This is a genomic window from Paraburkholderia solisilvae, from assembly GCF_902859875.1.
In the GTDB taxonomy this organism is placed as follows: domain Bacteria; phylum Pseudomonadota; class Gammaproteobacteria; order Burkholderiales; family Burkholderiaceae; genus Paraburkholderia; species Paraburkholderia solisilvae.
This window is the reverse complement of the sequence record NZ_CADIKF010000005.1, coordinates 125,685-152,110: the sequence shown is the minus strand read 5'-3', so window position 1 is coordinate 152,110 and position 26,426 is coordinate 125,685. Positions and strand designations below refer to the sequence as shown.

Annotated in this window: 22 protein-coding genes and 1 riboswitch; of the genes, 8 read left to right on the top strand and 14 right to left on the bottom strand. The window is 64.9% G+C overall.

Annotated features, from left to right (window positions below; all coding sequences use genetic code 11):
- Positions 1-11 precede the first annotated feature (11 nt).
- Together HV675_RS05465 and HV675_RS05460 are read right to left on the bottom strand one after the other, a co-directional pair.
- Positions 12-755 carry a CbtA family protein gene (locus HV675_RS05465; RefSeq protein WP_175109767.1) on the bottom strand — a complete coding sequence of 248 codons (744 nt, stop codon included), beginning with the start codon at positions 753-755 and terminating at the stop codon, positions 12-14.
- A 15-nt stretch (positions 756-770) separates the two neighbouring features.
- Positions 771-998: a CbtB domain-containing protein gene (locus HV675_RS05460; RefSeq protein WP_175109766.1), complete on the bottom strand. Its 228-nt coding sequence runs from the start codon at positions 996-998 to the stop codon at positions 771-773.
- Positions 999-1,040: 42 nt separating this feature from the next.
- A riboswitch (cobalamin riboswitch) is annotated at positions 1,041-1,180 on the bottom strand.
- 53 nt (positions 1,181-1,233) lie between these two features.
- On the opposite strand from HV675_RS05460, the gene HV675_RS05455 reads away from it, so the two are divergent.
- Both HV675_RS05455 and HV675_RS05450 read left to right on the top strand, forming a co-directional pair.
- On the top strand, positions 1,234-1,845 hold the full coding sequence (locus HV675_RS05455) for a histidine phosphatase family protein (protein ID WP_175109765.1): 612 nt from the start codon (positions 1,234-1,236) through the stop codon (positions 1,843-1,845).
- 163 nt (positions 1,846-2,008) lie between these two features.
- Positions 2,009-2,503, top strand: coding sequence for a hypothetical protein (locus tag HV675_RS05450; RefSeq protein WP_175109764.1), 495 nt, complete (start codon positions 2,009-2,011; stop codon positions 2,501-2,503).
- A 133-nt stretch (positions 2,504-2,636) separates the two neighbouring features.
- On the opposite strand, the gene HV675_RS05445 is transcribed toward HV675_RS05450, so the two are convergent.
- Positions 2,637-3,869: a dienelactone hydrolase family protein gene (locus HV675_RS05445; RefSeq protein ID WP_175109763.1), complete on the bottom strand. Its 1,233-nt coding sequence runs from the start codon at positions 3,867-3,869 to the stop codon at positions 2,637-2,639.
- A 466-nt stretch (positions 3,870-4,335) separates the two neighbouring features.
- Between HV675_RS05445 and nirB the strand changes: the two genes are divergently transcribed.
- From nirB to HV675_RS05420, 5 genes are all read left to right on the top strand, one after another.
- Positions 4,336-6,768, top strand: a complete 2,433-nt coding sequence (gene nirB / locus HV675_RS05440) for a nitrite reductase large subunit NirB (protein WP_175109762.1) — start codon at positions 4,336-4,338, stop codon at positions 6,766-6,768.
- Between the two features lie 30 nt (positions 6,769-6,798).
- Positions 6,799-7,122 carry a nitrite reductase small subunit NirD gene (nirD, locus tag HV675_RS05435; RefSeq protein ID WP_175109798.1) on the top strand — a complete coding sequence of 108 codons (324 nt, stop codon included), beginning with the start codon at positions 6,799-6,801 and terminating at the stop codon, positions 7,120-7,122.
- A 79-nt stretch (positions 7,123-7,201) separates the two neighbouring features.
- On the top strand, positions 7,202-9,892 hold the full coding sequence (locus HV675_RS05430) for a nitrate reductase (protein ID WP_175109761.1): 2,691 nt from the start codon (positions 7,202-7,204) through the stop codon (positions 9,890-9,892).
- Positions 9,893-9,945: 53 nt separating this feature from the next.
- Positions 9,946-10,521 carry an ANTAR domain-containing response regulator gene (locus HV675_RS05425; protein ID WP_175109760.1) on the top strand — a complete coding sequence of 192 codons (576 nt, stop codon included), beginning with the start codon at positions 9,946-9,948 and terminating at the stop codon, positions 10,519-10,521.
- A 10-nt stretch (positions 10,522-10,531) separates the two neighbouring features.
- Positions 10,532-11,689 carry a CmpA/NrtA family ABC transporter substrate-binding protein gene (locus tag HV675_RS05420; protein ID WP_175109759.1) on the top strand — a complete coding sequence of 386 codons (1,158 nt, stop codon included), beginning with the start codon at positions 10,532-10,534 and terminating at the stop codon, positions 11,687-11,689.
- A gap of 98 nt (positions 11,690-11,787) precedes the next feature.
- Here the strand turns inward: HV675_RS05420 and HV675_RS05415 are convergent, their stop codons facing one another.
- From HV675_RS05415 to HV675_RS05385, 7 genes are all read right to left on the bottom strand, one after another.
- Entirely contained in the window at positions 11,788-12,720 is a 933-nt protein-coding gene (locus tag HV675_RS05415) for a dihydrodipicolinate synthase family protein (protein WP_246270106.1), read from the bottom strand.
- 12 nt (positions 12,721-12,732) lie between these two features.
- The gene (locus tag HV675_RS05410) at positions 12,733-14,445 is read right to left on the bottom strand and encodes an IlvD/Edd family dehydratase (RefSeq protein WP_175109758.1); all 1,713 of its coding nucleotides are present in this window, start codon (positions 14,443-14,445) and stop codon (positions 12,733-12,735) included.
- Between the two features lie 113 nt (positions 14,446-14,558).
- Complete coding sequence (locus HV675_RS05405) at positions 14,559-15,890, bottom strand: TolC family outer membrane protein (RefSeq protein WP_175109757.1); 1,332 nt, start codon at positions 15,888-15,890, stop codon at positions 14,559-14,561.
- Entirely contained in the window at positions 15,883-18,003 is a 2,121-nt protein-coding gene (locus tag HV675_RS05400; protein ID WP_175109756.1) for a peptidase domain-containing ABC transporter, read from the bottom strand. The genes HV675_RS05405 and HV675_RS05400 overlap by 8 nt, the downstream gene beginning before the upstream one ends.
- 2 nt (positions 18,004-18,005) lie before the next feature.
- Positions 18,006-19,205 carry an HlyD family secretion protein gene (locus HV675_RS05395; protein WP_175109755.1) on the bottom strand — a complete coding sequence of 400 codons (1,200 nt, stop codon included), beginning with the start codon at positions 19,203-19,205 and terminating at the stop codon, positions 18,006-18,008.
- Between the two features lie 78 nt (positions 19,206-19,283).
- A complete protein-coding gene (locus HV675_RS05390) occupies positions 19,284-20,237 on the bottom strand; it encodes a lysophospholipid acyltransferase family protein (protein WP_246270105.1) in 954 nt (317 codons plus the stop codon).
- 96 nt (positions 20,238-20,333) lie between these two features.
- Positions 20,334-20,483, bottom strand: a complete 150-nt coding sequence (locus HV675_RS05385; protein ID WP_175109754.1) for a hypothetical protein — start codon at positions 20,481-20,483, stop codon at positions 20,334-20,336.
- 476 nt (positions 20,484-20,959) lie between these two features.
- Here HV675_RS05385 and HV675_RS05380 point away from each other — a divergent pair, with 476 nt between their 5' ends.
- Positions 20,960-21,616, top strand: a complete 657-nt coding sequence (locus HV675_RS05380; protein WP_175109753.1) for a response regulator — start codon at positions 20,960-20,962, stop codon at positions 21,614-21,616.
- A gap of 90 nt (positions 21,617-21,706) precedes the next feature.
- On the opposite strand, the gene rhaS is transcribed toward HV675_RS05380, so the two are convergent.
- The 4 genes from rhaS to HV675_RS05360 all read right to left on the bottom strand — a co-directional run bounded on the left by rhaS (position 21,707) and on the right by HV675_RS05360 (position 26,400).
- Positions 21,707-22,666 (bottom strand): rhamnose ABC transporter substrate-binding protein, encoded by a 960-nt coding sequence (gene rhaS / locus HV675_RS05375; RefSeq protein WP_175109795.1) that lies wholly within the window; start codon positions 22,664-22,666, stop codon positions 21,707-21,709.
- 140 nt (positions 22,667-22,806) lie between these two features.
- On the bottom strand, positions 22,807-23,823 hold the full coding sequence (locus HV675_RS05370; RefSeq protein ID WP_175109752.1) for an ABC transporter permease: 1,017 nt from the start codon (positions 23,821-23,823) through the stop codon (positions 22,807-22,809).
- Positions 23,816-24,874 (bottom strand): ABC transporter permease, encoded by a 1,059-nt coding sequence (locus HV675_RS05365; protein ID WP_175109751.1) that lies wholly within the window; start codon positions 24,872-24,874, stop codon positions 23,816-23,818. Before HV675_RS05365 ends, HV675_RS05370 begins: the two co-directional genes overlap by 8 nt.
- A complete protein-coding gene (locus tag HV675_RS05360; RefSeq protein WP_175109750.1) occupies positions 24,871-26,400 on the bottom strand; it encodes a sugar ABC transporter ATP-binding protein in 1,530 nt (509 codons plus the stop codon). Before HV675_RS05360 ends, HV675_RS05365 begins: the two co-directional genes overlap by 4 nt.
- Positions 26,401-26,426: the final 26 nt, after the last annotated feature.

The window sequence follows — 26,426 nt, the reverse complement described above, 5'->3', positions numbered from 1 at the left end:
TGGCCGCGGCGTCAGCCCGCGAGCCGCTGCTCCGCCTGCGCCGCACGTTGCACGCGCTGCATGCGTTCGGCGAGCGCGCCGAACAGCAATCCGGTCGTCGCCCACAGCAACGCCTGCATGCCGAGCGCCGCCACGCGGAATTTCCACAGCACGACCGCGGGGAAAGCAGCCGGCACCTCGTTGATATCCGGCAGGCCGGCCTGCACCGCGGCGATGATCGCGATGAACACCACGCCCGCGACGATCGCGCCGTTCCACGCACCGACGCGCGCCGCCGCGTGACGCCGCACCTTCATCGAAAACACGAGCGCGGTCAGCGAAATCGCGATCATCAGGAAGTAGAGTCCGGTGCGGTAGCCGATCGTTTCAGGGTCGCCGACCGACGGCGGATTGGGCGGATACTTGAGGGCCGGCACGATCGCGACCGCGATAAACGCGCCGAGCGCAAGCCATGCGGACAGCGCGCGTACGCCCAGCTTGCCGACGCGGCCATACAGATACGCGAAGGTCAGCGAAAACAGGCCGCCGATCGCCGCGCCATACACGACGACGCCGGTCGCGAGACCCAGGCCCGCCTGCGTGCCACGGCTCACGAGTTCCGGCTCGGGTGCTTCGCCCTTCGCCGCGTCTGCTTTCTCTTCGAATGAAATAGCCTGGTTGACCTGCGGTTCGCCGGCCACACGGGCGAATCCGAACGTGAGCAACCCCGCGGCGATGCCTGCGAGCATCCCGCGCACCAGCAATTTACCAACCATGGTTCGCCTCCTGCGTCAGTGGCAGGGGAAGCCAAGCAGATGGCGGCCGTCGTGAACGAATTCGTGCACGTACATGCCCGGAATCAGCGAAGTCGCGCCCTCTTCCGCCCCGACGAAATACAGTGCGAGCAGCAACAGGAGCCCGCCGAATACGATCCACGGCAGCAGTTCGCGCAGCGGAATCGGGGTGGGTGCGGCAGCCGGCTCGAGCGCGTCGAGCGATTTGAAAACAGCGTCAGTCATGACGGACATCTCCCTGGGGTTACGCGCCCCGATAGACGATTGGAAAGAAGAAATGGCGAAGCCTGGGTCTGACTTCCGGACCAACCAGTGGCCGTTTACAGTGGCGCGACCGCGCCGGACTTGCACCGGCTTCCACGCCTCGCGTGGCGTTTATTCTACGCGCTAAACTGTGCGACGCCTGAAACGCCGCGCCCGGCTCGCCGATGAGTGCGCCGGGCGCATCGAATGGAATGACATGCAGACACGTGTATCGCTGATCAGCCACGCATCGACCGCCGCGCAACGCCGTGCGGCGTTCGCCGGCGCGCACGAAGCGCTCGACGCGCGCGGCGTCGCGCAAGCGCAAGCGTATGTGCAACACGGGCGCCTCCCGGCCGGCTGCTCGCACGCCGAACGCGTGCACGCGCTGACGAGTCCCGCGGCGTGTGCGCGCGATACCGCACTGGCGTTCGGCCTCACAGCGACCATCGCCCCTGAACTTGCCGACACACATTACGGCGCATGGGAGGGCCAACGTATCGCCGACGTCGCGGCGCAAGCGCCGCAGGCGCTCGAAGCGTGGCTGCGCGACCCCGCCGCGGCGCCGCCCGGCGGCGAATCGTTCGAAGCCGTCGTGACGCGCGTCGGCGCATGGCTCGACGCGCTTGCGGCGAGCCATCCGGCCGACTTCAACGTGGTGGCCATCACCCACGCAGCCGTGCTGCGTGCCGCGCTCATTCATGTGCTGCGCGCGCCAGCCGCATCGTTCACGCAGATCGAAATCGCGCCGCTTGCTTCGGTCGAACTGCGCTATTCAAAGCGCGGCTGGATGTGGTTGGCAGGTTGGCAAGGGAACCAGCGGGCGTGAGCGCGGCGTAACCCGTTGCATCGCGAACGCACCGTGCGCACCAGCAGGCCGGGACGTGAAATACACATCCGATCGGGGGATGTTGCCAAGGTCCGCGCATCGATATCATTGCCCTTCCGCAATGGCCGGTCATGTGCGAGCGGCATCCTGGACATACCGACCAATGCCGCTCTATCCCGATATCGAAGACAAAATTTGTGCGCACTTGCGTCGCGTGGCCGAAGGCGAACGTGTGAAGGCAATAGCCATCGGTCGACTCACTGACGATCAACACCGGGCCATCAGCAAGCTACGGCTGTCTGTGGGGCTGCCGGGTCTGGACGACCCGGAAATCCTGCTGGTCGGACGTCATATGCATCAGAGCCGCGTGGTCAAGGATCGCTACAGCGTCGACGACGTTTTATGTCAGATCGGCAGTTCGCTCGCGGAAACGTCGATCATTCACGGCTCGTCGAAAATGACGATCGTCCAAAGCACGATACTGCGCGCCGACGGCTATGGGTCGATGGTCAGGGATGAGGCTGTGCTTGAGTTGCTCGCCCGCAAGCCGAAGGCGGAACTGTTCTCCGTGATTCCCAAAGGCGACATATCGCCTGCGAGACGGGAACAGAAGCAGAAAAAGGAAAGGCCGCTCGAGAGCGGCCTGGAAACTCGATGAATTTGCTCGCCCGGGTAACGAAAAGCTGGTCCGGCGCCCCAGCAAATTCAACGTTGCAATCCTATCCGTTATTGGCGGTTCGCGCAAGCCGCCACGGACAGCGAATCACACACGCTCAACCGGCTCAACCCGCTCAATCCGGCTTGTCGTCCGGCCCGCTCATCCGCGGCATCAGCGAATCGCTCGCCCGCGAGATATCGAGCACCTTGCGTGCGGACTCCACGCCCACCACCGGCAATCCGCGCGGGTCGAGCAGGCCGAGCTGCGCGAGCACGGTTGCCTGATCCCAATACACGTGCAGATTGTCGATCTTGTCGCCGCGAAAACAGATCACCGCGACCATCGCGACTTCGAAGTACTTGCCGGTCGGCTCGACGCCCGGCAGCATCCATTGCATCTCGCAGGTGTGCGTGCAGCTGAACACGAATTCGTCGACGATGCGGTCGACGCCGACCGTAAACGACACCGGCACATGCTGCGCATCCGGCGGAAACGAGTACATGAACTGTTCGATATAGAAGCGCTTGAGCGACTCCTTGCCGATCCCGCCCGTCATCGTCGGCACGTCGTTGAAATACGGGTCGGCGACCATCGTGTCCATCACCGCTTCCGCGTCGCGCGTCACGTACTTATGGTACGAGTGCCGCTTCCACACGCGCTCGATCGCGTAGACCGGCCCCATCGTCTTCTTGAGCAATGACAACGAGCGCGAATACGACAGTGACGCGGCAGTCCGGTCGAACTCGGGACCGGGCACCGTGAACGACTCCCCGCATTCGTATTCGTGAACCGTGACACCCGGCCGGTATTCGAACGCCGCGCGAATCTTGCCGCGCACGAGCACGTCGTTCGCCGAGGCGACACGTCCGGCCAGATGCAACACAAACGGGCAGCGCAGATACCGCGCATCGGAAAGACTGCCCTCCAGCGACGCGCCGCCATAGCCGACCGCACAATCGACGTCGGTGCGCGCCGCCGCGAGCACCGCCAGGCTGCCGCCGAGCCCGAAGCCGAGCGCGCCGACCTTGCCGTCTTGCGCCGGATGTTCGCGCAGCGCTTCGAACGTCGCGTTGATGTCGTCGACCGCATGTTCGAGGTCGAGCCGCCGCTCGAATTCGTGCGCACGCTCGAGGTCGGCGCCGTGCCGGCTGAACGACGCGCGCGGCGAGAGCCGCCAGTAAAGGTCGGGCACGACAACCACGTAGCCTTCCTCGGCATAGCGCCGGGCCATCTGCTTCGTATGATCGTCGATGCCGAAGATATCGTGCAGCAGCACGAGGCCCGGCGCACGATCGTGTCCGGGCAATGCGATATAGCCTGTGAAACCCTGGCCATGGCTCGCAGCGATTTCAATAAAGTCGTCCATCTTGTTGTCGCGCCGGGGTCGGTGCTTGCGTGAGAGCCAATAGGTTTCCAGAACGTCTTCGGCGCACCAATATTCCAAACGAAAGAAAATTGAAAGCATCATGGCGTCGCATCGGCGCGCCATCGCGCTAAAGCGGTGCACCGATGCGCGCGCGCACTGCTGCGGTGCAATACAAAAACCCTTCGCAGTGCGCGCATTCCGTTGCCAGACAAGGATTCCATCGTTTGTTGCCGAGTGGCATGACCGTTGCTTTAAGCGATCGTCCCCTGCAAAGACGCAGGGCGGCATCGAGCGGGAACGCGTCACGCCATCGGCGGCGGCCCGCGCAACACCTGGCGGCAGTCCGCGCGCGGCAATTCACCGCACCTGGCGGACGGCGGCCGATACCGGTCGGGCAATGGCGTTCGACGTACGTCGCATCGGGTTCCTGTGACCTGCTGCGCGATACCTCGGCAGAACGGACATCATGAGCAAACCCCGACTCGTCGTCATCGGCAACGGCATGGCCGGCATTCGCACGCTTGAAGAATTGCTGACGATCGCTCCCGATCATTACGACATCACGGTCTTCGGCGCCGAGCCCCATCCGAACTACGACCGCATCCTGCTGTCGCCGGTGCTGGCCGGCGAGCAGACCTTCAACGACATCGTGCTCAACCCGCTCGAGTGGTATGAGCAGAACGCCATTCGCCTGCATCTGGGCAAGTCGGTCGAAAAGATCGACCGCGTGCGCCGCAAGGTGGTGGCCGCGGACGGCACCGAAGTCCCGTACGACCGCCTGCTGATCGCGACCGGCTCGACGCCGTTCATCCTGCCGGTGCCGGGCAACACGCTCAAAGGCGTGATCACGTACCGCGACATCTACGACACGCAATCGATGATCGACGCAGCCGCCGTGAAGCGCCATGCGGTCGTGATCGGCGGCGGCCTGCTCGGGCTCGAAGCGGCCAACGGGCTGAAGCTGCGCGGCATGGACGTGACCGTCGTGCACCTCGCCGACACGCTGCTCGAGCGGCAGCTCGATGCGACCGCGGGCAGGCTGCTGCAACGCTCGCTCGAAGCGCGCGGACTCAAGTTTCTGCTCAGCAAGTCGACTGCGGAAATCGTCGGCAACGAGGCGGGCGAAGTGAGCGGCGTGATCTTCAAGGACGGCGATGCGATTCCCACCGATCTCGTCGTGATGGCTGCGGGCATCCGCCCGAACACCGCGCTCGCCGAAGCGGCCGGCCTGCACTGCAATCGCGGCATCGTCGTGAGCGACGCGCTGCAGACTTACGATCCGCGCATCTATGCGGTCGGCGAATGCGTGAGCCATCGCGGCATCGCCTACGGCCTCGTCGCGCCGCTCTTCGAGCAGGCGAAAGTCGCCGCGAACCATCTCGCGCTGATGGGCATCGGCAGCTACAAGGGCTCGGTGCTGTCGACCAAGCTGAAGGTGACCGGCATCGACCTGTTCTCGGCCGGCGATTTCATGGGCAGCGACGGCACCGAGGAAATCGTGCTGTCGGACCCGGCGGGCGGCGTCTACAAGAAGCTCGTGATCAAGGACGATCAACTGGTCGGCGCGTGCCTGTATGGCGACACCGCCGACGGTGCGTGGTACTTCAAGCTGCTGCGCGAAGGCCGCAAGCTCGGCGAGTTGCGCGATCACATCATGTTCGGCGAATCGAGCGTCGGCGACGCGGGCGTGCAAGGACAAAGCCGCGCCGCCGCGATGGCCGACACCGATGAAGTGTGCGGCTGCAACGGCGTCTGCAAAGGCACGATCGTCAAAGCGATTACCGAAAAGGGCCTGTTTACGCTCGACGACGTGAAGAAGCATACGAAAGCGTCGAGCTCATGCGGTTCGTGCACCGGTCTTGTCGAGCAGATCCTGATGAGCACGGTCGGCGCGAACTTCCAGGAACCGCCGAAGACGAAAGCCGTCTGCGGCTGTACGGACCGCAACCACGCCGAAGTGCGCAAGGCGATTCGCGACCATCATCTGCTCACTCACCGCGAGGTCTACGACTTTCTCGAATGGCGCACGCCGAACGGCTGCGCGACGTGCCGGCCGGCGATCAACTACTACCTGCTGTCGACGTGGCCGCGCGAGGCGGTCGACGATCCGCAAAGCCGCTTCGTCAACGAGCGCGTGCACGCGAACATCCAGAAGGACAACACGTTCTCGGTAATCCCGCAGATGAAAGGCGGCGTGACGAACTCAGCCGAGTTGCGCCGCATCGCGGACGTCGCCGACAAATACAACGTGCCGATGGTGAAGGTGACCGGCGGCCAGCGTATCGACCTGTTCGGCATCAAAAAGGAAGACCTGCCGAACGTGTGGAAGGACCTCGGCATGAAGTCCGGCCACGGCTACGGCAAATCGATCCGCACCGTGAAAACCTGCGTGGGCAGCGAGTTCTGCCGCTTCGGCACGCAGAACAGCACGCAGATGGGTATCGATCTCGAGACGATGCTCGCGAATATGTGGGCGCCGCACAAGACCAAGCTCGCGGTGTCCGGCTGCCCGCGCAACTGCGCGGAAGCCGGCATCAAGGACGTCGGCGTGATCGCGGTGGAGAGCGGCTGGGAGTTGTATGTCGGCGGCAACGGCGGCATCAAGACCGAGGTCGCGCAATTCCTCGTCAAGGTGAAAACGCCCGACGAAGTGAAGGAGTACAGCGGCGCCTTTATCCAGCTCTATCGCGAGGAAGCGTATTACCTCGACCGCACCGTGCACTACATCGCACGCGTCGGGCTCGACTACGTGAAGCAGAAAGTGGTCGACGATGCGGCGAACCGCAAGGCGCTGTACGAACGGCTGCTCTATTCGCTCGAAGGCCTGCCCGACCCATGGGAAGCACGCATCGGCGGCATGCAGAAGAACGAATACATCCCGCTCAAAGTCGTGGCCTGACGTCTCCGGTGAAAGGATAGAACCATGGATATGCAAGTGACCCGCGCGTGGACGCGCATCTGCACCGTCGCCGACATTCCGCCGCTCGGCAGCCGTGTGCTCGAACGCGCGGACGGCAATATCGCGCTGTTCCGCACCGCGCAGGACAACGTGTTTGCGCTGCTCGACCGCTGCCCGCACAAGGGCGGCGCGCTGTCGCTCGGCATCGTGCACGGCGAGAGCGTCACGTGCCCGCTGCACGCGTGGAACATCGACCTTGCGAGCGGCGTCGCGAAAGCGCCAGACGAAGGTTGCGCGCGCCACTTTCCGGTGCGTGTCGACGAGGACGGCGCAGTCTATCTGTGTCTCGAGTAGTGGCGCGCGGCACCCGCGGGCGGCACGGCCCATCGCATTGCGCGCCGTGCTGTCCTGCGTGTTGCGCTAAGGAGGCTGGATGAAAACTGTCACCCGTTCCACCTGCTGTTATTGCGGCGTCGGCTGCGGCGTGCTGATCGAAGCGGAGAACGGACGCATCACCGGCGTACAGGGCGACCCCGAGCACCCGGCCAATTTCGGCAAGCTGTGCAGCAAAGGCATGGCGCTGGCCGACAGCGCTCGCAGCCAGACCGGCCGCATCCTTCAGCCGCAACTGCGCACGCGGCGCGACGAGCCGCGCCGCGACGTGCCGTGGTCCGAAGCGCTCGATACGGTTGCACAGCGCTTCGCCGATATCGTCACCGAACACGGGCCCGATACGGTCGCGTTCTACGCGTCCGGCCAGTTGCTGACCGAAGACTATTACGTCTTCAACAAACTCGCGAAGGGCCTCGTCGGCACCAACAACATCGATACGAACTCGCGCCTGTGCATGTCGAGCGCGGTGAGCGCGTACAAGATGGCGCTCGGCGCGGACGGACCGCCGACCTGCTACGAAGATCTCGAACAGGCGCACACCGTCATGTTCGCCGGCAGCAATATGGCGTGGGCGCATCCGGTCCTGTTTCGCCGGCTCGAAGCGGCGAAGGCCGCGAACCCGGCAATCCGCTGGATCGTCGTCGATCCGCGGCGCACCGATACCGCCGCGATGGCCGACCTGCATCTCGCGATCGCGCCCGGCACCGATGTCGCGCTCTTCAACGGGATGTTGCATCACCTGATCTGGGAAGGCCTGATCGATCGCGCGTATATCGATGCGCACACAAGCGGTTTCGCCGAGCTCAAGGCGCTCGTGCGCGAATTCACGCCGCGTGTGGCGGCCGAGCTGTGCGGCATTGCCGAGCGCGACCTGCTGCAGGCAGCCGAATGGTTCGGCGCAAGCCCCGCTGCGCTGTCGCTGTATTGCATGGGATTGAACCAGTCGAGCCACGGCACCGACAAGAATCTCGCGCTGATCAACCTGCATCTCGCGACGCGGCAGATCGGCCGCCCCGGCGCCGGACCGTTTTCGCTCACGGGCCAGCCGAATGCGATGGGCGGCCGCGAAGTCGGCGGGATGGCGACGATGCTCGCCGCGCATCGCGAGATCGGCAATGCCGCGCACCGCGAAGAAGTCGCGCGTTTCTGGGGCCTCGCCGACGCCGCGCGTCTGTCGGCCGCCCCGGGCCTGCCCGCGGTCGACATGTTCGAGGCGGTGCGCAGCGGCAAGATCAAGGCGATCTGGATTGTGTGCACGAACCCCGTGCATTCGATGCCGGACATCGCGAAGGTACGCGAAGCGCTCGACACGGCCGAATTCGTCGTCGTGCAGGACGCATTCATGCAAACCGATACGGTGCCGTACGCGGACGTGCTGCTGCCCGCCGCGAGCTGGGGCGAAAAGGCCGGCACGGTCACCAATTCGGAGCGGCGCATCACGCGCGTGCGCGCCGCGGTCGCGCCCGCCGGCGACGCGAAGCCCGACTGGTGGATCGCGAACGAAGTGGCGCGCCGCATCGCGAAGCGGCTCGAACGCGAAGCGCCGAGGTTCGGCTTCGAGACGACCGAAGCGGTCTTCGACGAACATCGCGCGTTGACCGCGGGCCGCGACCTCGATATCGGCGGCATCAGCTACGCGCTGCTCGACGCGGCCGGTCCGCAGCAGTGGCCGTTCCCGGCCGGCGCCGCGGGCGGCGCCGCGCGCCGTTACACCGATGGGCAGTTCGCCACCGCGGACGGCCGCGCGCGCTTTCATGCGACGCAATACCTGCCCGTCGCCGACGAGGTCAACGCGCGGTTCCCGTTCCGTCTGACCACCGGGCGGCTGCGCGACCAGTGGCATGGCATGAGCCGCACGGGCCGCGTCGCGAAGCTGTTCTCGCATGCGCCGGAGCCGGGGTTGACGATGCACCCGGGCGATGCCGCGCGGCGCGGTCTGGCCGAAGGCGACCTGGTGCAGGTGAAGAGCCGGCGCGGCGCGCTGGTCCTGCCGCTGCAGGTGTCGGACGACGTGCAATCCGGCTCGCTATTCGCCGCGATGCACTGGAACGGGCAATTCGCCGCGAGCGGCGGCATCAACGAAACGACGTATGGCGCGGTCGACCCGCACTCGAAGCAGCCGGAACTGAAGCATGCGGCGGTGCGCGTCGAGCGCGCGGACCTGCCGTGGCGCATGATCGCGGCGCGGCGCGGCGACGCGCTGGCGCTGCAGGCGACGCTGCAACCGCTGCTGAAGGAGTGCGCGTACGCATCGGTCACGTTCGACGCGGACGATCTCGTGATCCTGCGCGCCGCGCACACCGGCGCGCCGCAAGGCTGGATCGAGCGCGTCTATGCAGCGCTCGGGATGCCGTCCGGCGACGACACGCTCGAGTACCGCGACGCGCGGCGCGGGCTTGACAAGCGGGCGATCTGGCGCGACAACGTGATCGACGGCTTCGTGCTGGCCGGCGACACTGCCAACGGCGCCGCATTGCTGGCAAAATTGCGCGACGCGAAACCGTGGACCGGTCCGCGCTTTGCCGCCTTCGCGGCGCTGCGCGTCGAGCCCGCGGTGCGCGATCGGGTCGTGTGCAGTTGCATGCAGGTGAAAGCGTCCCGCATCAACGAAGCGATCGCGAACGGCGCGAGCGTCGCCGAGCTGAAGGCGACGCTCGGCTGCGGCACCGTGTGCGGGTCGTGCGTGCCGGAACTGAAACGGCTCGTCGACACCGCCGCGGTCGCCGGCTGACGCGACGCGCGCGAAGCGCTCCCTGCCCTGCTGAAGAATCGAACTGGAAGACCATGCTGCGTGTACTGCTCGTCACCGACACCGACAAGCCGATAGGCGAGTTGCGCGAAACGCTCGCGCAGCTCGGCTACGAGATGCTGGCCGGCACGGCGACGCCGCAGGCGCTGCACCGGAGCGTCGAAAGCGAGCGGCCCGACGTGATCATCATCGATACCGAGTCGCCTTCGCGCGATACGCTCGAGCAGCTCGCGGTCATGAACGCGACCGCGCCGCGCCCGGTGCTGATGTTCAGCAACGACGCGAACCAGCAGCTGATTCGCGATGCGGTCGGCGCGGGCGTGACCGCTTACCTCGTCGAAGGCCTCGCGACCGAGCGCCTCGCGCCTATTCTCGAAGTGGCGCTCGCGCGCTTCGCGCAGGAATCGCAACTGCGCGAACGGCTCGCGCAGGCCGAAAACGAACTCGCCGAACGCAAGCTGATCGATCGCGCGAAACGCGTGCTGATGGAGCGTCAGAAAATGACCGAACATGCCGCGTACGCGACGCTGCGCAAACGGGCGATGGACCAGAGCATCAAACTTGTCGACGTCGCGCGCCAGATCGTCGCGTCGGCGGGTTTGCCGCCATGATGGGCTGCTTATGACTCAATCTGCACACTCCCCCGCACCGGCCGCTGCGCGCCCCGCAAGCGGCGGCCTCGAAAAGACGCATCTGCGGCTCGGATTTGTCGCGCTCAGCGACGCCGCGCCGCTGGTAGCCGCGAAGCTCTACGAATTCGGCCATGCGCACGGGCTCACGCTCGAACTCGTGCGGCAGCCGTCGTGGGCCGCCGTGCGCGACAAGCTGATCTCAGGCGACCTCGACGCCGCGCATGCGTTGTATGGGCTCGTGTACGGCGTGCAGTTGGGCCTCGGCGGCCCGCAACACGACATGGCCGTGCTGATGGTGCTGAACCGCAACGGCCAGGCGATCACGCTGTCGCGCCGCCTGACCGAAGCGCTCGCCGAATGCGGCACGCTGCCGCAAGCGCTGGCGACGCTCGGCCGCAAGCCGGTCTTCGCGCAGACCTTCCCGACCGGCACGCACGCGATGTGGCTCTACTACTGGCTCGCCGCACAACACGTCCACCCGCTGCGCGACATCGAAAGCGTCGTGATTCCACCACCGCAGATGGTCGACGCGCTTGCGCAGGACCGGCTCGACGGCCTGTGCGTCGGCGAGCCGTGGAATGCGGTTGCGCAGGCTCGAGGGGTCGGTGCGACGGTTGTGTATAGCAGCGAGATCTGGCCGGACCATCCGGAGAAAGTGCTCGCATGCCGGCGCGATTTCGTGAGCCGCTATCCGAACACATCGCGCGCACTCGTGCAGACGATGCTCGAAGCGTGCCGCTGGCTCGATGAAGACCGTCATGGCGAAGAAATCGCGCGGCGGCTCGCGCAGCCCGAATTCATCGGCGTGCCCGCCGACATGATCGCACCGCGCCTGCAGGGCGAGCCGGTGCATGCCACGCGTTTGCCGGTGCGTTTCTTCGCCGGCGGCCACGTAAACTACCCGCGGCCCGATGATGGCGTGTGGTTTCTCACGCAGTATCAGCGCTGGGGAATGATTGACAGACGTGACGACTATGCGGCAATGGCCGCGCAGATCAACCAGACGGCGCTGTATCGTGAAGCGGCGCACAACGTCGGTGTGCCGGTGCCGGACAATCGTGCTTCGCAGGTGTTGATCGATGGCCGCGTGTGGGATGGTACGGATCCGGTGGGATATGCGGATACGTTTGCGATACGAGGGGTTTGACACGCAGCTTTTTGACGGAGCGGTTGCGGCACACTACCACAGCACACTACCGCAGCACATTACCACTGCTCACTACAGCGGCACACCACAGCAGCACACTACGGGCGCGCCTGCCGCCGGTCACCGAACGCCCCGAGGCTTGCCGCGAAACGCCGCGCACACTCGAGTCCGAACGGTGTCGGCGCGATGCCGCGATCGTGCGCCACGTCCGCGCCCATCCGCCACGCGGCGATGCGCTTGCCGTAACAGGTCAGCGTGTCCAGCGATTGCATCACGAACACGATTGTGGGCAATAGTTGCGCGTACAAGCGTTCTGCACGTGCGGCATCGCCCGCTGCAAACGCCTGATAAATTGCGGCCTGCCAGTCGAACGTATCCGGCGCGACAATCAGTCCCGCACAACCTGCACGCAGATTGTCGACGAGTTCCTGCCCGCCTCTGCCGTTAAACACCGCCCAAGGTTTGCCCAGCGCGCGCAGACGTTCGATGGTCGTCTGAATCGTGACGGCGGGCCCCTCGCCCTTCAGCCAGCGAAACTGCGGGCATTGGGCGGCAAGCGCAACGACCGATTGTGTGGACAGGCCGACGCCGAGATACTCGGGCGCGTTCTGGATACCGGCCGGCAAGCGCGTGCGTTGCATGACCGCCGCAAAGAAATCGAAATAGAACGATTCCGGCCGGCCGCGCATCGAAGGCGGTTGCAAAATCAGACCTGTTGCGCCGCGATCGGCCGCGTAATCGGCCAACGCAACCTGCGCATCCACCGTATCGCCGGTGACCGTTACCGCGAGCGGCACACGCAATGCAATATCCGCCGCCGCCCAGTCGATGACGCACTGCTTCTCTGCGAGCGACAGACGGTTCACCTCGGTAGCCAGACCGAGAATGACCACGCCGCTCGCACCGGCTTCGATCGTCGCGTCGACCTGCCGGCGCATCATGTCGCGATCGAGCCGGTTCTGCGCGTCGAAGTACGCGTACAGCACAGGCCACATGCCGGCCGGCGCAGACAATGTTCCAGCGGTGCTCATCGCGCGTCGCGCTCAATGCGATTCGCGCGGCACCGGTGCGCCGCTCGAACCGACCAGAAAATCGAGGTCCGCGCCCTGGTCCGCCTGCAACACGTGCTCGACATACAGCCGGTAATAGCCGCGCTGCGGCAATTCGGGCGCCTGCCATTGCGCGCGACGGCGGGCGAGTTCCTCGTCGGAGACGTCCAGATGCAGCCGGCGCGCCCCCACGTCGAGTTCGATCATGTCGCCGGTGCGCACCAGCGCGAGCGGCCCGCCCGCGGCGGCCTCCGGCGACACGTGCAACACCACCGCGCCGTACGCGGTGCCGCTCATGCGCCCGTCGGAGATACGCACCATATCGGTAATGCCTTTTTGCAGCACCTTCTTCGGCAGCGGCATATTGCCGACTTCCGCAAAACCCGGGTAGCCTTTCGGGCCCGCGCCCTTCAATACCATCACACAGTGTTCGTCGATATCGAGTGAATCGTCGTCGATCTTTTCATGCAACTCCTCGACGTTCTCGAACACCACCGCGCGGCCGCGATGCTTGAGCAGCGACGCGGTAGCGGCCGACGGCTTGATCACCGCGCCGTTCGGCGCGAGGTTGCCCTTGAGCACCGCAATGCCCGCGTGCGGCTTGAACGGCTCGGCGAACGTCGTGATGACCTGCTGGTTGTAGTTCGCGGCGTCGCTCACGTTGTCCCAGATCGTCTTGCCGTTCACCGTCAGTGCATCGCGATGCAGCAGCCCCTGTTCGCCCAGTTGACGCAATACCGCGGGCAAACCGCCGGCGTAATAGAAGTCTTCCATCAGGAATTCGCCGGACGGCTGCAGATTCACGAGACACGGCACCTCGGAGCCGAGTTCCCAGTCTTCGAGCGTCAGCTCGACGCCGATGCGTTTCGCGAGCGCGATCAGATGCACAACCGCATTGGTCGAGCCGCCGATTGCCGCATTCGTGCGAATCGCGTTTTCGAATGCCTGACGGGTCAGGATTTTATCCATGGTCAGGTCGTCGCGCACCATGTCGACGATACGGCGCCCGGCCATATGCGCGAGCACCTGACGGCGCGCGTCGACCGCCGGGATGGCCGCATTGTGCGGCAGCCCCATGCCGAGCGATTCGACCATCGACGCCATCGTCGACGCGGTGCCCATTGTCATGCAGTGGCCGCGCGAGCGGTTCATGCACGATTCGGCCTCGACAAACTCCTGCTGCGTCATCGTGCCGGCCCGCACCTCCTCGGACATTTGCCAGACGCCCGTGCCCGAGCCGAGCGTGCCGCCACGAAAGCGGCCGTTCAGCATCGGACCGCCGGACACCGCGAGCGCGGGCAGATTGCATGACGCGGCGCCCATCAACAGCGCGGGCGTCGTCTTGTCGCAGCCGACCAGCAGGATCACGCCGTCGATCGGATTGCCGCGAATCGACTCTTCGACATCCATCGACGCGAGATTGCGAAACAGCATCGCGGTCGGGCGCAGATTCGTTTCACCGAGCGACATCACCGGGAATTCGAGCGGCAAGCCGCCGGCTTCGCGCACGCCGCGCTTCACATAGTCGGCCAGTTCGCGGAAATGCGCGTTGCATGGGGTGAGTTCGGACCACGTATTACAGATGCCGATCACCGGGCGGCCATCGAATTCGTCATGCGGAATACCCTGATTTTTCATCCAAGAACGGTGGATGAAACCATCTTTGTCGTCCCTGCCGAACCAGCTCTGCGAGCGGAGCTTGCGCATGTCGCCTCCTGTATCCTTTTTTGGGGTTGCCGTCTGTCGCGGCGAGTGTTCAGCTTACCCCATCGGCACCCCGCCGGCAGGAACCGCGTGCACGCGCGAGGCCGTGTTATCCCTTATGCCGGCGGCTTGTTGTCGCCGCTTTGCACCATCAGCAGTGTGCTGATGGCCGCAATGTCGTCGAGATTCAGCGTCGCGGTATCGGCCTTCAGCTGCAGCAGCGCGACAATCGTGTCATAACGCGCAGCACGCCAGTCGCGCTGCGCGACATACAGCGCATTCATCGCACGCAGCACGTCGGTGCTGGTGCGGCTGCCGACCTTATAGCCGGCCTGCGTCGCGGCCAGCGTGTCGCGACACGCAGCGACAAAGTCGAGCAGCATCGCGGTCCGCTCGCGCCCCGCTTCGTAACGGGCAAAACTGTCGCGCGCGGCCGCTTCGGCGTCGCGTTGCGCCGCAAGCAAACCGTTGCGCGCCTTGTCTTCGAGTGCGGCGGACGCCCGCACTTTCGCCTGCAGTTCGCCGCCGGAGAAAATCGGCACCGTCACCGTCAGCATCGCGGTGGTCGTGGTCGTCGGGCGCGCGTAGCCCGCCGCCGCACCCGCAGGCGTGTAGGTCGCCGTCACGCCCGCAACCGGATAGTGCGCAGCTTGCGCCTTGCTGACGTCGTACTGCGCGATCCGCCAGTCGAGTTGCCGCATCTGCACATCGAAACCATGCTCGCGCGCCTGCGCCGCCCATGCATCCGGGTCGGCGGGCGCAGCAGCAGGCAGCACCGTGGCGCCGTTCAAACGCACCAGCGGCTCGAAAGGCGCGCCCGTCACCTGCTCGAGCGCCCGACGCTTCGTTTGCAGCGCGTTCTGCGCGACGCGTTGCTGCAAAACGATTTCACTGCGCAGCGTCTGCGCTTCGCGCAAGTCGATGACGGTCGCCTCGCCCGCATCGCGCCGGCGCTGCAACTGGTCGGATTCGGCATCGACGGCCGCGAGGTAATCGTCGATGCGGCGCAGCTCGTCTTCCGCGGCCAGCTCATCGAAATACGCCTTCGCCGCGCGCAGAATCGACGCCTGCTGCGCACCGCCGAATTCGACCGCGCCGCGCGCTTCGATAACGTCGGCCTGCTTGTATGCGGTCCAGCGCGTCCAGTCGAACAGCGGCTGCGTCAGGCTGACGGTCCAGCCGCTTTGCCAGTACGTGCTGCGCGGAAAATCCTCGGTATCGATGCGGTTATAGCCGCGCCCCCAGCCGCCCGACAGCTGCGGCAACAGCGCGGCGCGCGCGGTGGGCACCGCCTGGCGCGCCGCGTCGTATGACGCACGCGCTTGCGCGACATTCGCGTCGTGTTCGACGGCCTGTTCCACTACCTGCGGCAGATCCGCCGCCGATGCGTGGCCGTGACTGAACAGCAGTACGGCAAGCACGCTCGCTGTCAGGCGTCGATCAATCATGTGCAGCCTCCGTGACGAGGCTCGGTTGCCCCGGTGTCTCGCGCAGCAACGCGCCATCGTGCAGCCGGTAACGGATGTCGAATGCCGCGGCCAGCGTCAGGTCATGCGTGATCACGACCACCGTGCATTCGAGCTGCCGCAGCAGCGCGGCGATATGCCGGACCGACAACGGATCGAGATTGGAGGTCGGTTCGTCGAGCAACAGCAGACTGCGCCGCTGATACAGCACACGCGCCAGCAGCAGTCGCTGGCGTTGCCCGGCCGAAATATTCGCGATCGTGTCGCTGATCACGGTGCGGGTGCGCATCGGCAGACGCATCACGTCGTCGAGCAGGCCGACCGCGGCGAGCGTCGCGTGCACGCGCTCTTCATCGACGCTCGCCGCAAACAGCGACACGTTGTCGGCAATCGAGCCGTGCAGAATCAGGTCGCCCTGGCGCATATGCGCCGCGTGGCGGCGAATTTCGTCGACGCTCAGATTGCGCCAGTCGATGCCGTTCAGCGCGATGTGCCCTTGCTGCAGCGGCTCGGCTGCGGACAGCAGCTTGAATAGCGTCGACTTGCCGCTGCCCGATGGGCCAATGATCGCAATCTTGTCGCCGCTGACAATATCGATGCTCGCGTTTCTCAGCACCGGCTGGTCCGACACGCCGTAGCGGAATGTCACGTCGCGCACCTCGATCTGCTCGAATGCGCGGACCTCCGCCGCTCTCAGGCTGTCCGCGAGCGGCGTGTAACGTTCTTCTTCACAGTCGGCGATATCGGCCACGCGTCCCGCCGGCACGCTCAGCATCAGATACGAAAAGCCCGCGTTGATCGCATGCGCAAAGCGCTCCGAAAGCAGCGATTTGTAGATCAGGAACGAGTAGAACACGCCGACGGACACCGTTCCGCTCAGCATCAGGCGCGTGGCGAACCAGGTAATTGCAAGCGTGTCCGCGTAATTGACGAGCTTCAGGATCGCATCTCGCGTATTCGTCAGGCGCGCGCTCGACAGCGTCGCCGCGATATATGCGTTGTACTGCGTCATAAAGAGCGCGGTGCGACGCGTCTCGCCCCGCGCGAGCTTGATGAGCGATGCCGCGCGGATGGTTTCGATCAGCGCGTCGTCGCAACGCGCCGAGCGCTCGACCACCAGCGCGTGGGTGTCGCGCATGCGCGCGAACATGGCCACCGCAATCGCGACATAAATGGCAAACATCGCCAGCGCGACCAGCGTGAGGCGCCGGTTTTGCATCAGCATCAGGCACAATGCCAGCAGGCCGACCGTCACGTCGATGCACAGCGACACAACAGTACGCGTCGCGTACACGCTGATTTCGTCCTGCGCCTTGACGCGCGCGAAGACATCGCCGACATGGCGCTTCTCGAACCACGACATCGGGTTGCGCAGCAGGTGGCCGAGCAATCCCTCGGTCGAATTGATCCGCACCCGGCCGTGCAGCAGTTCGACGAGCGTCGCTTCAACGTAGTGACTCAACGCGCCGGCCGCGAAAATGCTGGCGAACGTCAGCACCAGCACGCTCAGCAGATTCAGGTTGTCGGCCGCCACGACATAGTCGAGCACGAGATTCCCGAGGTAAGGCATCGCCAGGATCGCGAACTGGCTGCCGAGCGCGACCCATAGCACCTTCGCGAGTTGCTGCCGGAGCGACGGGTTCAGCGCCCGCACGCGCGCGAGCGCCGCCGGAATTCGCGACTTCGCGCGAATGCGCGGCAGCGCCGGCGTCGCCGCGCATTCGAGCAGATAGCCCGACGCGCTCGCGACGAACGTATCGATCGAGATGCGTCTTCTGCCGGTAGCCGGATCGATGACCTGCACGTAGCCGCGGCCGGCCTTCTCGAACACCACGAAATGCGCGCCGCCGAAGTGCAGGATCGAACCACGCGCAATCGAGTGCAGATCGGCCGCCGAATCGAAACGATAGGCCTGCACCGCGAGGCCGAACTCGACGGCCACGTCATACAGGTCCATCAGAGAAAGGCCGTTAGCCGAGATGGGCCGGAACGCCGACAGTTCGCGCGGTTCGGTCGCCCGGCCAAGATTGGACAGCACCATTGCAAGACAGGCATAGCCGCATTCGGCCACTTCGTTCTGGTAGATGATGCGCACGCTCAGCCCCTCCATACACGGAACAGCGGCGCGAGCACCCACTCCGCAATCGTTCTTCTTTCGACGACGATGCTGGCCGTCGCCCGCATGCCCGGCAGGATGTCAAAGTGCTGCCCTTCGTAATCGAACGTGCGGCCGCGCAGCGTCGTCCATGCCATGTAGCTGTCGCCGGCTGGCTTGCCGGCATTTTTCTGGTTGCCGTCCGGCGTCGCGGGGGCGTCCACCGTCGTATCCGATAGTGCGTCGATACGCGCCTCGTACGTACCGAACTTCGCGTATGGAAACGCATCGAATTTGAGCCGTACCGTCTGACCGATCCGCACGAATCCGCGGCGCCGCGATGGAATCAATAGAGCGGCGCGCAGGCGGCGGTCGTCGCCGGTCGCGATCACCAGCGCCACATCTTCGGGCGCCAGCATGCGGCCGGGCACGAGACTCGAAAACGTGACCGTGCCCGCTTTCGGCGCGGAAATCGTCGTATCCTGGCGGGACTGCTCGAAACGCAGCTGGATGTCCTGCACGTCGCGCGCATGACGCGCGTCGAGTTCCTTCGATTGCGCGTCGAGATCGGCGCGCGTATTGCGCAACGCGCCGATTTCGCCGACCAGTTGCGCACGCCGCGCGATGCTCTGCGCGACGCTCGCCTTCGCCTGATGGACTTCCGCGCTGGCGTCCTCGACGCGGTTTGCGGTGACAAAGCCGGCGGCGGCTTCAAGCCGCCGCAGCTTGCGCTCCGATCCCGCGGCCAGCGCATCCGTCTGCGCGATCTGCTCGTCGAGCGCGGACAGTTCGGCGCGCCGGCTCGCGTCGGTCGCGCGCGCACCATCCAGTTGCGCGCGCAACTGCGCTTTGCGCTGCACCCACTGCGTATCGGCGGCCGCCAGCTGTTCGTCATGCATCCGCGCATCGAAGTCGACGCGCTGGCGGCCGTCGCTCGCGAGCGACAGGTCGCGCTGCAGCCTGAAAAGCGGCGCGCCCTGTGCGACCTGCGTGCGCGGCTGAACGTAGATCGACGACACCAGCCCGCTGATGCCGCGAATTTTCACTTCGGATGACGACACGATTTCGCATGGCACGTCCTGCTTGATTTCAATCTCGCGATTGAACGCGAAGACGATCGCCGCCATGAGCAGCGCTGAGCTCGCATAGGCAATCCATCGCCACGGGACGTCGCGAAACTGGGGCAGACTGGTTGGATCCATTGCAGTAAGGCAAAAACCCGCCACGGCAGGCGGCAAAGAGGGCTGGGAAGTCGCGGTGCGGGCCGTGCGCCGCACGTGTCAGCGGGACGGAGAAAACGAATAGATCGCCGAATGGCCGGTCACGAGCGAACGGGCGAAGTTATCGGTGAGCGCGCTTTCGATGCAATCCGCGACACGTTGGGGCGCGTCCGCAGCCGCGAGCGGGATTGCATCGCACAGCTGCGCACCGAACCGTCCTCGCTCGAAGCGCAAATAGAACGGCAACAGCCATGCGTCGGCAGGCGCGCCCAGACGAAACACACCGTGGTGAATCCGCGCCGCGCGGCCGAACATCGTGACATTGACTGTTTCCATCGGAAAGCGCATCAGCGTGTAAGGCGGCACATCCGCGAACAACACCACCACGCCGTTGCGCCGCAGCGACCGGGCCACCCGCAGACCGAGGCCGTGGCGGTTTTCGCCGCTGTAGGTGTGCAGCACGTCGATCGCCGGAATCAGCGCGTCGTCGTCGCCATACAGATTGCGCGGCACGCCGGATACGACGCCGATCGACTCCAGCCCGAGCTGCTTGCGCAGTTCGTCGACCACATAGATGTTCGCGTACTGGGACACGTAATGAAGCGGCGCGACGATAACCGGCCGCCCCGGCGCCTGGGCTTTCAGTACGGCCATCGTGTTTGCAATAGCCGCGGCAACCGCCTGCAGATCCGGCCATGTCTCGGCACGGCATAACTGCCGGCCGAAATGCAGCCGCTGATCAATCAGCCTTTCAAGACGCGCGCCAATCAGCACGTCACGCCGTTTCAGCGCTTGCAGCCGCAGCACGTCTCGGCCGGTTTCCCATCGCTCGAGGCCGGCCCAACGCGCGCGTGCGTCGACGATGCTGCGTATCGCCCATCCCGCCAGCGCCAGGTGCTCGATCGTGCGCAGCGACATACGGCACAACAGCCGCGCACGGAGCCGGTAATGCCATACCGCGCCAAGGCGCACGGCACGCAACAGAAGGCGCCACGGGGAAAGCAGAAATTTCATCGATTCGATGCCGCGCCAACCGGCGTAACCGCGGCGCTTTCCTGCACGCTGCAAGAATGCGCCGCGGGCGCGGGCGCCTGAAGCGGCGTTACCCGATTAGTGGTGCGACGGCGGAGGCGTGGGCGTTTGCGATGCGCTCGCCTGCACCACGACTATCGACGTGGACGTGGCGGAGCTGTAGCCGCCCTTGTTGCTGCCACCGGCGATGCCCGCATGCGCCAATGCGTGACGGTCGATTTTTTGCATCGTCAGCTCACTTTCACCACGACGACCGTCGTCGCCTGGGCGGAACTCGAACTACGCTTATTGCAGCCCCCCGCAACCTTGGCTTCGATCAATGCATTACGCTCAATTTTCTGCATGGTCAGCCTACCTTCACCACGACCACCGACGTCGCGCTGGCGGAGGCGGAGCTACGCTTGTTGCACCCACCGGCGACGTTGGCTTGAGTCAATGCGCTGCGATCGATTTTCTGCATGTTTTTTTACCCTCATTGGTTAATGACAAACGGTCCGAATGCATCGTCCGAAAGGTCGATTCGAACCGACTGCAGTATCCGGATTGCCGATCGCAAGGACTATAGGAATTCTTCGAATTTACGTGATCGACCGTAAAATATCGTCACTTTGCTGCGTAAGCAGCCATCGACGGCTAGAATCGCGGCGTTACGAAAGCTGCGGTCATGCACCGCATTCAGCATGCACGCACCATCATATGAACCCTTGTCACGCGAGCTCCGGATCGCCGTCGCTGACGATCATCCGGTGATCCGCCATGCAGCCGCCGCCGCGTTCAGCCGTGTCGCCGGCATGTGCATCGCCGCCAGTGTCGCGTCGGGCGCTGAACTGCTCGACGCATTGCAGACCGGAGCATGGCATCTGATCGTCACCGATCTGTTGATGCATGGCGTCGAAGCCGATCGCGACGGATTGCATCTCGTGAGGCGCCTGAAGCGGCTCTATCCGGCTACGCCGATCATCGTGTTCACGATGGTCCGCAATCGCGACATCCTGCAGGAGCTCGACCAGATGGACGTGGCCGGCATCGTGACGAAAACCGAAAGCGTCGGCATATTCATTGAAGCGGCGCTCCAGGTTGCACTGCATTCGCAGCGGTACCGGTCCGCGGGCGTGAAGTCGATTCTCGACGGCTTGGGTCCGAGCGCGCCGGCACTGGCCGATCGATCGTCGCTCACCGGCAAGGAGCTCGAAGTGATTCGCATGTATGGAGCCGGCCTGTCGCTCACCGACATCGCCGCACGTGTGAGCCGCTCCGTTTCCACCGTCGCGACACAAAAAGGCAACGCGATGCGCAAGCTGGGCATGACGTCCAATGCCGAGCTGATTCGCTACGCGCAGATCAACCGGCTCATTCAATAAAAAAACCGCACAGGCAATGGCCTGCGCGGCTCGTGTTTCGCAACGATGTTCAGCCGTTCACGCGTGCTGTCGCCGCGTGGCCGGCACGCGTCAGAAATTGAAGTTGTCGATATTGCTTGCGTCGAACGTGGTCGGCGGTCCGAGGATCACCTCGCCGCTCGCGCCGATCGTGCGCTTGCCGAGCTTGCCCGCTTCGAACGACTCGCCTTCCTTGCCGGTAATCGTGCCCGCCGCGAGGTTCGCGGCCGCATACGCGGCCAGATAGCCGAGTTGACCCGGATCCCATAACTGGAACGCCTTGACCGTGCCGTTCTTCACGAACGCGCGCATCTGGTTCGGCGTACCGAGGCCGGTCACCGCCACCTTGCCCTTGCTCGACGACGTCGAAATATAACGCGCCGCGGCGGCGATACCGACCGAGGTCGGCGCAACGATCGCCTTCAGATTCGGATAGGCCTGCAACAAGCCCTGCGTTTCGACAAACGACTTCTGGTCGTCGTCGTTACCGTACGCGATCTTCACGAGCTTCATCTTCGAATACTCGGGTTTCTTCAGCTCCTCCTGCATCCATTTGATCCAGGTGTTCTGATTCGTCGCGTTCGGCGTGGCCGACAGAATCGCGAACTCGCCTTCGCCGCCCATCAGTTTCGATACGAGCTGAATCTGGCCGCGGCCAATACTCTCCGCATTCGCCTGATTGACGAACACTTGCCGCCCTTCCGGCGCGGTGTCCGAATCGAATGTCACGACCTTGATGCCTTGCGACATCGCCTTCTTCAGATACGGCACAAGCGCGTTCGCATCGTTCGCGGCGATCACGATCGCGTCCTGCCGTTGCGTGATCAACGTGTTGATATACGACACCTGCGATGACGCGCCCGCATCCGACGGGCCGACCACCTTGCCGTCACCCTTGAACTCCTTGATGGCGGCCATGCCGCCGTCGTCGGCGATCACTTCGTACGGGTTGTTGATCTGCTTCGGCACGAAGGCGATCTTCAAGCCGCTCTTGAGGTCGGCCGCATGCGCGCCGCCGGCGATACCCAGCATCGCCGTGCCTAACAGCGCCGCCGTGGCCACCGCGGCGGCCGCACGAGCGGCCGCGGTTCTCGCGTAAAGCAGGGGTTGATGCATTGCGTGTCTCCTCGCTGGAATGGACGGGCCACGTGGGCCCGGGTTGTTGATATGGTTCAGGTCTTTGCCGCAGTCTTCGCAAGAAAGCGCCGGTCTCGCATCGCCCGCCAGCGGGCAACCAGATTCGGAATCAGCACGGATGCCAGCAGCAACGCACCGGTGACGATCGTCAGCGTTTCGCTCGATACGTCGTCGAGCGTCAGCGCGTTCTTCAATACGCCGATGATCAGCAGCGACAGCAGCACACCGATCATCGAGCCGCGTCCGCCGAAAATGCTGACGCCGCCGAACAGCACCGCGGCGATCACCGACAGTTCGAATCCTTCGCCGTTGTCGCCGCGCGCGCTCGTAAAACGCAGCGTATAGACGATACCGGCCAGCGCGCTCATCGCGCCCGACAGCACAAACGTGGTGAGCCGGATTCTGGCGACCTCGATGCCGGAAAACGCGGCGGCCGTCGGGTTCGCGCCAATCGCATACAGGCTGCGGCCGAACGCGGTGGCCTGCAGCAGCACCGTAAACAGCACCGCGCACACGATGACAATTACGAACGGCAGCGGAATAAAGCTTGCACCGAGCGTATCCATGCCGAACGCCGTGTAGGGCGGCGGAAAATCCGCGACGGCCTGGTCGCCGAGCAGCACATAAGCCAGCCCGCGAAACAGCGCGAGCGTGCCGATCGTGACTGCGAGCGACGGCAGGTTGAGCCTGACAATGACCAAACCGTTCAACAGCCCGGCCAGTACGCCGAACAGCAGCACGAGCACGATCACCGCGGGCATCGGCAGGCCCATATGCCACAGCACGCCCATCAGCGCGCTCGATGCGCCGAGCACCGATGCGACCGACAGATCGATTTCCGCCGCGACGATAATCAATGTCATCGGCAATGCCATCAACGCGATCTCGGTCAGATCGGCGAGCACGTTCGACAGGTTCGCCCCCGTCAGGAACACCGGCGACAGCACCCGGCCGAGCCCGAGCGACAGCACGAGCACGATCACGAGCAGCGTCTCCCAGCGCAGCGGCGTCTGGCGCTTGCGCGTGAGCAGCGCGGAATCGGGTTTAGCCATGATCGCGTTTCCTCATCGTGCGTTTGGCGACGGAGCGGGCGAGCAAAGTATCGGCCGCGATCGCGGCGACGATCAGCGCGCCTTCGATGGCCTGCTCCCAGAATGGCGACACATGCAGCACGACCAGCGCAATGCTGATCACGCCGAGCACCAGTGCGCCGAGCGTCGCACCGAGAATCGTGCCAACGCCGCCGGTAATCGCCACACTGCCGACGACCGCCGCCGCCACCACCTGCAGTTCGATACCCTTCGCGGTGCTGGCATCGACCGTGCCGAACCGCGCGAGCCACAGCGCGCCCGCAAAGCCGGCAATCGCGCCGGACAGCAGAAAGCCGGCCATCACACGCCGTTCGACGTTAACGCCCGCAAGCCGCGCCGCTTCCGGGTTCGAGCCGATCGCGTAGTGCTCGCGGCCGCCGCGGAAATGCTTCAGATACACGCCGAGCGCAATCAGCACCGCGGCGGCGATCAGCGCAAGCGTCGGAATGCCGAATGCCGCACCGGTCGCGAGTCGCGAAAACGCATCGGGCAAGCTCGTCGCGTTGATCTGGCCGCCGTGCACCCATGCGTAATCGGCGCCGCGGAAAATATAGAGCGTCGACAGCGTCGCGACCAGTGACGGCACGCGGCCGACCGCGACCAGCAGCGCGTTGATGCCGCCCGCGACAAGGCCGATCGCCAGCCCCGCCGCCAGCGCGACCAGCACCGGCATATGCGGGAACGCCACGTACAGACTGCCGACCGCATAAGCGCTGATGCCGACCGTCGAGCCGACCGACAGGTCGATATGCCGCATCAGGATCACGACGGTCATGCCGGCCGTCAGCAAGCTGATGATCGACACGTTCAGCAGCACGTCTCGCAGATTCTGCAGATTCAGGAATTGCGGCCGCGCGAGCGCGGTGCCCGCGATCAGCAGCAGCAGCACGATAAACAGCGTCGTTTCGCGGCTTTTCGCAACGGCCCCAACGAAACTTCCGGCGCGCGGCGCGGCGCGCTTGCCGGCCTGCGCGTGAACCGGCGCGGCATGGGTCGACGAATGGCGCATCATGCGGCGTGCCCCCATTGGGCGGCGTGCTGGCCGAGCGCCGCGCTCATGATCCGTTGCTCGCTCGCATCGGCACGCGCGATTTCGGCGCTGATCCGCCCTTCGTGCATCACCAGCACGCGGTCAGCCATGCCGAGCACCTCCGGCAGTTCGCTGGAAATCATCAGCACCGCCATGCCGTTGTGCACCAGTTCCGATAGCGCGCCATACACTTCCGCCTTCGCGCCGACGTCGATACCGCGTGTCGGCTCGTCGATGATCAGCACGTTCGGGTGGGTCGCGAGCCATTTGCCGAGCACCACTTTCTGCTGGTTGCCGCCGGAAAGCGTGCCGGCCGCGGCACTGGGGTCGTCTGCCTTCAGGCGCAGACGTTTTCCCCAATGCGTGGCGAGCTGCGTCTCGCTGCGCGTGAAGATCAGCCCATGACGCACGAGCCGGCCGAGCACCGTCATCGACGCGTTGCGTGCGATGCTCAGTTCGAGCGCGAGGCCCTGCTGGCGCCGGTCTTCCGGCACCAGTGCGAGACCCGCGCGCACCGCCGCGGCCGGACGTCCCGGCGCAAGGCGCTTGCCGCCGATGTGAACCTCGCCCGCATCGTAGGGGTCGATCCCGAAGACCGCGCGCGCGACTTCGCTGCGGCCCGCGCCGACGAGGCCCGCGAGCGCCACGATCTCACCCGCGCGAACCTCGAACGAAATATCCGTGAATACGCCGATACGCGTGAGCCCACGCACCGCGAGCCGCACCTCGCCCGGCGTCACGTCCGCTTTCGGATAGAACGTTTCGAGATCGCGGCCCACCATCTTCGCGACAATCGCATCGGTGGTGAGCGTCGAAGTCGGTGCGTCGAATACCTTCGCGCCGTCGCGCATGATGGTAACGTGCTGGGTCAGCACGAACACTTCGTCGAGCCGGTGCGTGATGAACAGAATCGCAACGTCGCGTTCGCGCAGCTTGCGCACGATCGCAAAGAGCCGCTCGACTTCCGGCAGCGACAACGCGGCCGTCGGCTCATCCATGATCAGCACGCTCGCATTCAGCGACAGCGCCTTGGCGATTTCAATCACCTGCTGGTCCGCGATCGACAGGCCGCGCACCAGTCGATCCGCCCGCAGATCGACGCCGAGCGACGCGAGCAGGCCGTTCACTTCGTCACGCATCGCGTCGTATTGAATGCGGCCGACGCGGTCCACCGGCTGGCGTCCCATATAGATGTTCTCCGCAATCGACAGATCGAAGAACAGCGTCGGTTCCTGATAGATCACGGCGAGGCCCGCGTCGCGCGCTTCGGCCGGCGTCGCAAAACGGCGCGGCGTGCCGTCGATATAAAGCTCGCCGCTATCGGGCTGATGCACGCCCGCGAGAATCTTCACGAGCGTGGATTTGCCCGCGCCATTCTCGCCGAGCAGCGCATGCACTTCGCCGGCTTTGAGCACGAGTTCGCCGTCAGACAGCGCGCGAACCCGGCCGAACGATTTGCTCGCGTGTTTCAGTTCCAGCCTCGGCACCGCGTCGGTGTGTTGCTGCACTGCGTGTCTCCTCCAGCAGGCGGCAT

Excerpts from the sequence above, each read along its gene's own strand:
- HV675_RS05465 (WP_175109767.1), bottom strand. The coding sequence starts at position 755 with ATGGTTGGTAAATTGCTGGTGCGCGGGATGCTCGCAGGCATCGCCGCG.
- HV675_RS05460 (WP_175109766.1), bottom strand. The coding sequence starts at position 998 with ATGACTGACGCTGTTTTCAAATCGCTCGACGCGCTCGAGCCGGCTGCC.
- HV675_RS05455 (WP_175109765.1), top strand. The coding sequence starts at position 1,234 with ATGCAGACACGTGTATCGCTGATCAGCCACGCATCGACCGCCGCGCAA.
- HV675_RS05450 (WP_175109764.1), top strand. The coding sequence starts at position 2,009 with ATGCCGCTCTATCCCGATATCGAAGACAAAATTTGTGCGCACTTGCGT.
- HV675_RS05445 (WP_175109763.1), bottom strand. The coding sequence starts at position 3,869 with ATGGACGACTTTATTGAAATCGCTGCGAGCCATGGCCAGGGTTTCACA.
- nirB (WP_175109762.1), top strand. The coding sequence starts at position 4,336 with ATGAGCAAACCCCGACTCGTCGTCATCGGCAACGGCATGGCCGGCATT.
- nirD (WP_175109798.1), top strand. The coding sequence starts at position 6,799 with ATGCAAGTGACCCGCGCGTGGACGCGCATCTGCACCGTCGCCGACATT.
- HV675_RS05430 (WP_175109761.1), top strand. The coding sequence starts at position 7,202 with ATGAAAACTGTCACCCGTTCCACCTGCTGTTATTGCGGCGTCGGCTGC.
- HV675_RS05425 (WP_175109760.1), top strand. The coding sequence starts at position 9,946 with ATGCTGCGTGTACTGCTCGTCACCGACACCGACAAGCCGATAGGCGAG.
- HV675_RS05420 (WP_175109759.1), top strand. The coding sequence starts at position 10,532 with ATGACTCAATCTGCACACTCCCCCGCACCGGCCGCTGCGCGCCCCGCA.
- HV675_RS05415 (WP_246270106.1), bottom strand. The coding sequence starts at position 12,720 with ATGAGCACCGCTGGAACATTGTCTGCGCCGGCCGGCATGTGGCCTGTG.
- HV675_RS05410 (WP_175109758.1), bottom strand. The coding sequence starts at position 14,445 with ATGCGCAAGCTCCGCTCGCAGAGCTGGTTCGGCAGGGACGACAAAGAT.
- HV675_RS05405 (WP_175109757.1), bottom strand. The coding sequence starts at position 15,890 with ATGATTGATCGACGCCTGACAGCGAGCGTGCTTGCCGTACTGCTGTTC.
- HV675_RS05395 (WP_175109755.1), bottom strand. The coding sequence starts at position 19,205 with ATGGATCCAACCAGTCTGCCCCAGTTTCGCGACGTCCCGTGGCGATGG.
- HV675_RS05390 (WP_246270105.1), bottom strand. The coding sequence starts at position 20,237 with ATGAAATTTCTGCTTTCCCCGTGGCGCCTTCTGTTGCGTGCCGTGCGC.
- HV675_RS05385 (WP_175109754.1), bottom strand. The coding sequence starts at position 20,483 with ATGCAAAAAATCGACCGTCACGCATTGGCGCATGCGGGCATCGCCGGT.
- rhaS (WP_175109795.1), bottom strand. The coding sequence starts at position 22,666 with ATGCTGGGTATCGCCGGCGGCGCGCATGCGGCCGACCTCAAGAGCGGC.
- HV675_RS05370 (WP_175109752.1), bottom strand. The coding sequence starts at position 23,823 with ATGGCTAAACCCGATTCCGCGCTGCTCACGCGCAAGCGCCAGACGCCG.
- HV675_RS05365 (WP_175109751.1), bottom strand. The coding sequence starts at position 24,874 with ATGATGCGCCATTCGTCGACCCATGCCGCGCCGGTTCACGCGCAGGCC.